The organism is Mesorhizobium sp. WSM4849 (assembly GCF_055811385.1).
In genome coordinates this window covers 1-629 of record NZ_JBVVPW010000112.1, presented here as the reverse complement: position 1 = coordinate 629, position 629 = coordinate 1, and the positions used below count along the sequence as shown (strand labels likewise).

Below are 629 nucleotides of genomic sequence, written 5' to 3'. Positions count from 1 at the left end.
CCGATCAGCTGCTCGAGCTGCAGCCCGTAGGAAGACAGTTTCATCGGATCGATGACGACTTCGACGAGATCGTCGCGGGCGCCCTGCAGCGAGCCTTCCAGCACGCCAGGCACTTCCTCGATGCGGTCGCGCAACTCGCGCGCAGCCGTCGTCAGAACGCGCTCAGGCACCTCGCCCGACAGCGTCACGACAAGGACGGGGAACTCGGAGACGTTGACCTCGGAGACCACAGGCTCCTCGGCTGCCTGCGGCAGGTCGGCCTTGCCATCCTGGACCTTGCTGCGCGTGTCCTGCAACGCCGTCGCCAGATCCGTCTGCGGCTGGAATTGGACCATCACATAGCCGCCGCCCTGGAAGGCGGCCGAACGCATCTCCTTGAGACCTTTGAGACTTTTCAGCTTGGCTTCCATCGGCCGCAGCAGGAGGCGTTCCGAATCCTCGGGCGAGATGCCCTGATAGACCAGGCCGACATACATCATCGTAATCGCAACGTCGGGTTCGGCTTCCTTCGGTGTCGACTGATAGGCGACCGCACCGGCAAGGATGAGGAACACCAGGACCGAAATGGTCAGCCGGGCATTGCTGATTGCGAGTTTGACGATATCCATGATTACTGCGTCCCGGCCGTC

General features: G+C 62.5%; 1 protein-coding gene. It reads right to left on the bottom strand.

The features are described from left to right. Positions 1-608, bottom strand: a 608-nt coding sequence (locus tag AC0L3L_RS36440; RefSeq protein ID WP_473642209.1) for an efflux RND transporter permease subunit, incomplete at its 3' end; no start/stop codon positions are given. Positions 609-629 lie beyond the last annotated feature (21 nt).